General features: G+C 41.6%; 6 protein-coding genes. 4 read left to right on the top strand and 2 right to left on the bottom strand.

Translation table 11 applies throughout. From position 1 onward, the window contains the following. Window positions 1–282 (bottom strand): Rpn family recombination-promoting nuclease/putative transposase (locus ABR397_RS17020; protein WP_350306804.1); only part of this gene is annotated, 282 nt, incomplete at its 3' end. Window positions 283–625: 343 nt separating this feature from the next. Continuing rightward, window positions 626–1966 (bottom strand): condensation domain-containing protein, encoded by a 1341-nt coding sequence (locus tag ABR397_RS17015; RefSeq protein ID WP_350306803.1) that lies wholly within the window; start codon window positions 1964–1966, stop codon window positions 626–628. A gap of 425 nt (window positions 1967–2391) precedes the next feature. On the opposite strand from ABR397_RS17015, the gene fepB reads away from it, so the two are divergent. From fepB to ABR397_RS16995, 4 genes are all read left to right on the top strand, one after another. Further along, a complete protein-coding gene (gene fepB, locus ABR397_RS17010; protein ID WP_350306802.1) occupies window positions 2392–3375 on the top strand; it encodes a Fe2+-enterobactin ABC transporter substrate-binding protein in 984 nt (327 codons plus the stop codon). Between the two features lie 23 nt (window positions 3376–3398). Beyond that, a complete protein-coding gene (locus ABR397_RS17005; RefSeq protein ID WP_350306801.1) occupies window positions 3399–4451 on the top strand; it encodes a FecCD family ABC transporter permease in 1053 nt (350 codons plus the stop codon). After that, window positions 4448–5512: a FecCD family ABC transporter permease gene (locus ABR397_RS17000; protein ID WP_350306800.1), complete on the top strand. Its 1065-nt coding sequence runs from the start codon at window positions 4448–4450 to the stop codon at window positions 5510–5512. The genes ABR397_RS17005 and ABR397_RS17000 overlap by 4 nt, the downstream gene beginning before the upstream one ends. A gap of 606 nt (window positions 5513–6118) precedes the next feature. After that, complete coding sequence (locus ABR397_RS16995) at window positions 6119–8224, top strand: TonB-dependent receptor (protein WP_350306799.1); 2106 nt, start codon at window positions 6119–6121, stop codon at window positions 8222–8224. Window positions 8225–8232: the final 8 nt, after the last annotated feature.

Raw genomic sequence — 8232 nt, 5'->3', positions numbered from 1 at the left:
CCGAAATGCCATCATTTTGTCCGGGGAACTCTGGTGCTCGATCACGCAATACACGTAACCGTCACCCTGCGCCGTTTTCAATGAATACAAAATGTCGGAATAATGCGCCCGCAGATTGTCTTCAATAAACGATCCTGATTCCAACCGCAATGTATCCAGATCACAAACTGCCCGTAATGTCGCAGGCAAATGAATCTCCAGGAAGTCTCTGGCCGTATCGATATGACTTAAAAACTTTTTAAAAACAGCGTCATGTGGCGTTGATGTCTTTTTTTTCTTCATCGGTGAATGGTAGCATACTTTCTTTTATATTGAAGGAATATTAAGCAAGAAACCGAGCTGACTGAGATGTCTTAAATTTTCTTTGACAAAAATGTTGATCGTATCTCAGATACTTTTATTTTCTTCTTAAGCGAAGTTCAGATTTATTATCTAATGATTTCTGTGATCATTAGATAATATTTTTATGGAATTTTTCATCATTAAAGCAATTTGATCATCCTATTTTTATAAAAAAGTAATTTTGACGATGACTGTTTTTAACTATATCAATGAAATACCTGACTCATGCGCTCTGAACCGGAGTTTAACTCCGGCTCTTTATATATTAATTTATTTTTTTATTTTATGAATAAAGCGCTTTTACTGGCAGGGAAAGAGAGTTGCCTGTGAGCACTTTTTGTAAAAAATCAGTCAGGTTTTTCTGATGGTTTTCAACCTCTTCTTTGCCAAACATTGCTGAATCAGCATCAAGATCAACAATTAATTCTCCGGCATCTACTTTCCCGCGATAGATAATGTTAAAGCTAAAGCAATCATAGAGCCCGCTGGTAAGTATATGGCGTTTAACTTGACAATCGACAAAATTGGGAGAGTCAAAAGGTAACACATTGATGAGTGGCGAAAATAAATAACGGGTATCTTGAGGTAGTTTATGATCTAAAAAGATCTGTTCTATACGATATCTGGCATGAATTCGTTGAGTATGAAGCGCATTGATTGTCTTTTTTAAAAAGGTTTCTAATGTTTCATCCGGATTGGTGTTTATCAATAAGGGAAGAATATTAGTCATTAATGCCGGTGTATTGGTTCTGAAACGGGTTCGGCGATTCATATAGGGTAGCCATAACGGCATTGAGTATTCACCATTTTGTGTCTGTGCAGCGAAATAGTGAAGCAGGTAGATGCTTGAAAGCGCTATTAACAGATCAGGCCAGGCGATACCTGTATCAGCCGATAAACGTGTTAAGCCTGTGACAATATTCCCGGAGAGCGCAAAACTGGTGTAATGGTGTTTGGTGCTATAGTCGGCACGGGCGATATCCACGGTTGGAAGGCGCGCGGATGAAAGATAATTTTGCCAGTATAAGCGATCCTTTTCATATTGCTCGCTGTTACAGTACTCTTGTTCTTCAGTAAAGTAGCTGCTGAGTGAGTGAAAAGAAGCATCAGCATTAGCTTTACCAAGATAGTACGAATAGAAATGCGCGCAACGATGTTCAATGAGCGCCATACCAAATCCATCAAGCAGAATATGATGAGCCCGGTTGTACCAGAGATAATGAGACTCGCTTAATTTAAATAGCCACTGAGCGGATAGCAGTTGAGTTAATAAATTCAGCGGAGATTCCACATCGGCCCGCATAAGTTGCAACGCTGTGTGGAAAGGATCGGGCTGCGTCTGTAAATCGGTGAATTTTAACTGTGGTATGGCGGCTTGATTCGGTTGTTGTAAAGGCAGCGGTTCTTCTTCAAGGCGTTTAAAACGGACAGAGAGCACATCTGTTTCATTGGTCACTGTCGTTATTGCTTTGCAAAGCGCTTCTTGATCGATATTGCCCTGAATATCAAGATAGTGAGCGATAGTCGAAACAACTTTTTCGGAATGCAGGCTGAACTCGTGCCAGTAATATTGTTGTGCTTGCGTCAATGGCATCCAGCTAGAAGTTTGATCGATGTTTAACATTGTAAACCTCATGAATTCATCATAGAAAATAGAATAAAAAATAAAAAAACAGATAAAGCTTTCTTCTATGTTTGTGATAGGTGTTCATACAATGTTAAGCCACGATATTCCCGTCTGAACAAGCCAATGCATAATCGCCTATTTATTCCCATGACATTTATTCTCCTGTTTGATCACCATTTTTCGTTGATTGTTTCTGGCTGAAATCTGAATTGGTTTTATATCTGAGAAAATGAAACATTTGTTGTGTGATACAACAAGAATGTGACGTATTTCGTGATCAGCGTTATTGTATATGATAATCATTATTAATCTCATTGTCGGATATTAGACAAAATGATACATTACGTCCACTTTGGATTATCTGAATGGGTATGCGGGGTTTCTGCATCGCAGATCCACAATCACTGTCTGAGAATGCCAGAATGAAATCGATATTAACCCTTGTATATGGCTTGGTAATTACTCTGGTCACTCTATTTGGGGGGACTGTTTATGCTGTAAACGCGAAAAATGCAGCTCAGACGGAAAGCCTTTCCTGGCCAAGAGATTTTAAAAATGCTGATGGCGCTATCACCACAATTCCGACAAAACCTCAGCGTATTTTATCGACCACTGTTTCGATAACCGGAATCCTGTTATCGATTGACGCGCCTGTGGTTGCGAGTGCAACGGCCACGAATGGGAAATTTTTTGCGCAATGGGACAAAGTGGCTCAAGAGCGGAAAATTGAAAAGCTCTGGTCAGCCGGCAATATTGATCTGGAAATGGCTTATGTTGTCGCGCCCGATTTGATCGTGGTTTCTATGAGCGGCGCTGATTCCGCATATGCTCAGGTAGAACAACTTAAACAAATCGCGCCTACGATTATCTTAGATTATGGTAAACAGACATGGCAGGATTTGGCGACTGAATTAGGAAAGGCGACAGGGCTTGAAGATAAAGTTGCGGCCAGAATTACTGGTTTTGATCATTATCTTGCTGAGTGCCGGGCAAAAATTGCTATCCCCGAAGGTAAGGTTAATATTATCAGCTATGCGGGGCCGGGAACCATTAACCCCATATCAACGAGTATAAGCCCGCATGCTTTGTTGCTTTCACAGCTTGGGTTTACTATCGAGTCGGCAGATCCGGCTTGGCATAATAATGCGAATAAAACCGGTGACTTTGTTTGGGCGCAATATGAAAATATTACTCAGTTAACCGCGCCAACGACATTTCTTTTAAGTGCAGGAGAGCGCAGAGCGGCTGAATTCTTAAAGGATCCTGTGCTCGCTAATTTGGCCTCAGTCAAAACAGGGCAAGTCTATGGTCTTGGTGTGAATTCGTTTCGAATTGACTATTACAGTGCAAAAGAAATTGCCGATAGCATTGTTAAACGGTTTGGCATTAAGCCGAAAGCGAAATAACTTAGCAATTGTTTGAGTTGGATATGAAAAAATTGATTTTTTCAGTTGCTAATTCTGTTGCGCAATCCGATAACCGGCAATTCAAATTTCAGCGAAAAGGGTTGCTGATTTGCGGGTTATTACTTGTGGTATTTTCAGTTTTTAGTCTTTTTGTCGGGACCCGCCCTGTCACGATTAAAGTTACCTGGGAGGCATTCACCGCTTTTAATCCTGCCAATAGTGAACATTTATTGGTTCGTTATCTGAGAGTGCCTCGTACTTTGCTGGCGATTATCGTTGGTTGTTCATTGGGTGTCGCTGGCGCCATTATGCAGGCGCTTACCCGTAATCCACTGGCTGATCCGGGTATCTTGGGCGTCAATGCCGGGGCTGCGCTTTCCATTGTCTCAGCAATTGCTTTTTTTGGCATTTCCGATGTTATTGGCTATATGTGGTTTGGTCTGGCAGGGGCGACAATTGCAGGTGGTGGCGTGTATCTGCTTGGGGGGATCCGGCATGGGTTGAACCCGGTAAGAATGGTATTGGCGGGCGCTGCACTGTCCGTTGTATTACTTGCTGTCACCCAGATTATCACCATAAACAGTGAAGATGAGGTATTTAATCAATTCCGGCACTGGGTGGTGGGTTCACTTCAAGGGCGAGGTTATGAGGTGCTTTTCCCTGTTTCTATACTGGCGGCCTCCGGAGTGATAATTGCTTTAATGCTGACAAAGTCTCTTGATACGGTAGCACTTGGTCATGATCTGGGAAAATCATTGGGTGTTAGCCAAACCAAAGTCTGGATTCTATCTGCACTGGTCATCATTATATTATCTGGCGGCGCTACGGCGGCGGCGGGGCCCATTAGTTTCATCGGTCTGACCGCCCCTCATTTTGCCCGTTTAATTGCAGGGCCTGATTATCGTTGGGTACTTCCTTATTCTATGCTGATATCTGGCGTTATGGTGGTAGCTGCTGATAGTCTGGGACGAGTTGTAGGATATCCTGGGGAAATTAGTGTTGGCATTATGGTGTCGCTAATCGGGGGACCGTTCTTTGTTTTCTTGGTCAGAAAATGGAAAATTGTTCAATTATGAGCAGACGGAATGATTGTGAGACCGAGGTTAATATTTCCGGTAAGGTCTGGCGACAAGGAAAAGTGTCTCTTGTTTTTGTTCCCAGAAATCTTATGGTGATTTGCGCCATATTGTTGTTGATTATGGTATTAGCGCTTTTTTCCATGACTATTGGTAAATTCAATATCACCATCGAACAAATTATCACTATTTTCTGGGGACGGGGCTCGGGTACAATCAGCGAAAAGATTATCATGGATATTCGTTTACCTCGCGTGTTAACCGCAATTTTTGTTGGCGCGGCGCTGGGGGTATCTGGTGCGGTTTTTCAGTCCATTTCCAGAAATGCGTTAGGTTCTCCAGATGTGATTGGTTTTACAGCTGGTGCGGCGACGGGGGCGATTCTACAGATAGTTTTATTTGATAATAGTGCAGTGCAAGTAGCGATTGCTGCTGTTGCCGGAGGGACGTTGACCGCAGTGGTAGTGTATCTGTTATCTTTAAAATCCGGTGCAATAGGTGGGTATCGCCTCATCCTGACGGGGATTGGTGTAGGTTCAGTGCTAAGTGCCTTGAATGGCTTATTACTGGTAAAAGGAAATCTCGATAATGCCGTGATGGCAAATTTGTGGCTTGCCGGATCACTTAATGCCCGAACATGGATACATGTTTTCCCTGTTTTAATGGGAGTTGTATTGCTGGTGCCTTTGGTTCTTTTTATGGCAAGGAAACTGAGCATTATCGAGATGGGGGATGATATTGCCAGTCAGCTTGGTATTAGGGTGGAACGCGTTCGTCTTATTATGATTTTTTGCGCTGTGGTTTTAGCGGCTCTTGCCACTGGCGCCGCAGGACCGATTGCTTTTGTTGCTTTGGCCGCTCCTCAACTTGTGGTTCGTCTGACCCGTTCGAGAAATATGCCGGTTATCAGTGCCGCACTAATGGGTGCTTGCCTTTTGCTGTCAGCTGATCTGTTTACGCAGCTTTTACCTTTACGAGCGGCAATTCCTATTGGGCTTATGACGGGGCTCATTGGCGGAATTTATTTGATTTGGTTGTTGACTCGTTCTCGGCAAATTTAGCAAAAACCGCCGTGAATTTTCTCCTAATGTGGGCGGAGATATCTGGGAGTAAGTCATTCAAGTAACAAATATAATAATATATTTGTTGGAGTCTTTATCTGTCTCAATTGATGGAATATTTTCGTTATTTATATTATTAACTTAGTCTGTGAATTATTTCTTTATTTTCCCGATTTTTTTAGGTTTCAAATTAATTCCATAAAATATAGGGATATACTTTCAGTCAATTTTTTCTGGCTAAATATCGTCCTAAGACCACAGATTTTATCGAATTATATTTTGTTTTTTTTATTTCCTTAAAATAATGAATTGTTTTATATAGGAAATTTATTTTTCTGTTGCATTGATCACAGTTAGTGATAATGATTTTTATTTACATACAATAATGCACCTTGTTATGATAATTATTACTATTTAAGAAATATTATAACAAAGAAACACCGAAGAGTAATAATAACATTACGAAACTACTCTATATGAAATTAGCATGGGTTGAATCGCACCATGTTTTTCCAGACTGGGATCCACCGGTCAGCAATGTCACGATTTAACTTATTTAATTTTATTAAAACGATTTCGTGTAAGCTGGCTAAAGGAGAAAGATGAATGAATAGGTTGCACTCAACTCTGCAACATGATGTATCAGAAAAAGAACATACTGAAAAATCGAATTTTGTAGGTATTTTTGGGGCTTTATTTTTTAGTGCTATTGTTCTGACAGGAACTGACGCTATTGCGGCAGAGGAAAAGAACACACAAAAAGCCCAAAAAGGAAATACCAAGGCAGAAGAAGATGTATTAGTGGTGACTGGAGAGAAAGTCAATCGCTCTATTTATGATAGTGGTTCAAGCGTCGAGGTTTATAATCTTCGCAAAATGAAATCTATTCCTAATCCTGATGTTAACATGCTGCTGCAAATGACGCCGAACGTGGTTGATAATGGTATTAGTAATGCTCTTCCCGCCGTTCGCGGTGTTGATGGTTCAGGTCCTTCACAAGGGGGAATGGCTTTCATTAGTGGGACGCGTCCCAGAATCAACGTCTCTATTGATGGGCGTTCGTTTACCTATAATGAATTAGCTTTCGGTACGCAATCTTTGTGGGATATAGAGAGTGTCGAAGTATTTCGTGATCCACAAAGTTATATTCAGGGAAGGAACGCAATTGCAGGCGCGGTGATCATTAAATCACTCGATCCTACCTTTTATTGGGAGAGCGCAATCAAAAGTGGGTTCGCTAATCAGGGCTATCAGCAAGTCGCTGCGATGGCTTCCGGCCCTTTGATTGACGATCAACTGGCTTTCCGTCTTAGTGTCGATCGCCAAAATCGCGATAGCTTTGCTAACCTGGTTTCTTATGATCCTGCTGGCGATCCGCACAAAATTGAATCAACAACGGTCCGAGCGAAGCTGCTGTTTGAACCACTGTCCATTCCTGAGTTATCCACGAAATTAACGGTTAACCATCTTGATAGTCGTGCTCCCCAGAACGAAGCATACAATCCAAGAGATACGCTTAATTTAAGGCATGAGCTGTTCAGGCCAGTTATAGAGCGAAAAACGACCAGTGGGATCTGGGATATTTCATGGGCTTTGTCGGATACTATGAGTCTGGAAAATAAATTAATTTATACCGATCTTGCTTATCACAGATTAACCTCGTCTAAAATTCCAAAGGCTGATACTGATGGTAAAGAGTTAGAAGTTGAACCTATTATCCGTTTTCAAGGGCTTAATAATAGGCTGAATGGTTTGGTGGGTGTGCGTTATTTCAATGGTAAACAGGATGAATCTATCAATCTTTTCGGGGGCAGCAAGTTTGATGATAAAACGGAAACAGCCTCTGCCTATACTGTCTTGACCTACACGGTTGTTCCTGAAATTGATGTGACTTTATCAAGCCGCTTTGAGCGTGAACACAGAACACGTAAAGGGGGAAGCGAAAGTGTAGCAATCGATTTTGATAAAACCTATAACGCTTTTCTGCCTAAAATTGATGTAGCCTGGAAACCGCAGAAAGATCAAACCGTTGGGGTATCTGTTGGTAGAGGTTATAACGCAGGAGGGGCGGGAGTGACCTTTGGCAATCCTGTCATTAGTTATACCTATGACCCTGAATATGTCTGGAACTACAGCCTTTATACACGTAACAGCTTGCTGGATGGTAAACTGGAACTCACCTCTAATCTTTTCTATAACGATTATAAGGACATGCAGTTACCTTACTATCTGTCACTCGATTCAACCATGATTCGGAATGCTAATAAGGTTGAAACGTATGGTGCAGAAATCGGTGCCCGTTGGCTGCCGGTCGAAAAACTTGAGCTAAACGCTAATGTTGGCTTACTGAAAACGAAGATTAAAAGTTTCGCGGAGAGTGGTGTTCAGGGTAATGAATTACCTCGGGCGCCGGGATATACCGCAAACCTCCTGGCTAAATATTTACTGACAGACGATATTGATGTTAGCGGCAATGTTATGTTCTCAGATACTTATTACTCTCAGTATGACAATTCTGCCCGTGGAAAAATCCCAGCATATTGGATAGCTAACCTTCAACTTGGTTATAACTTCAAGTGGGGACGCGCCACATTATTTGCTCAGAATCTGTTTGACTCTGATAAACGTTTATTAGTTCCGGATAATAACGTTAATTCGATAATTTATCAGCGTCCGAGAATGATTGGTGCAACGTTTGAACTGAAGTTTTAAGGTGATTA

The sequence above is a fragment of the Photorhabdus viridis genome, from assembly GCF_040256935.1.
Lineage (GTDB): Bacteria > Pseudomonadota > Gammaproteobacteria > Enterobacterales > Enterobacteriaceae > Photorhabdus > Photorhabdus viridis.
This window is presented reverse-complemented; position numbering and strand designations above follow the sequence as displayed.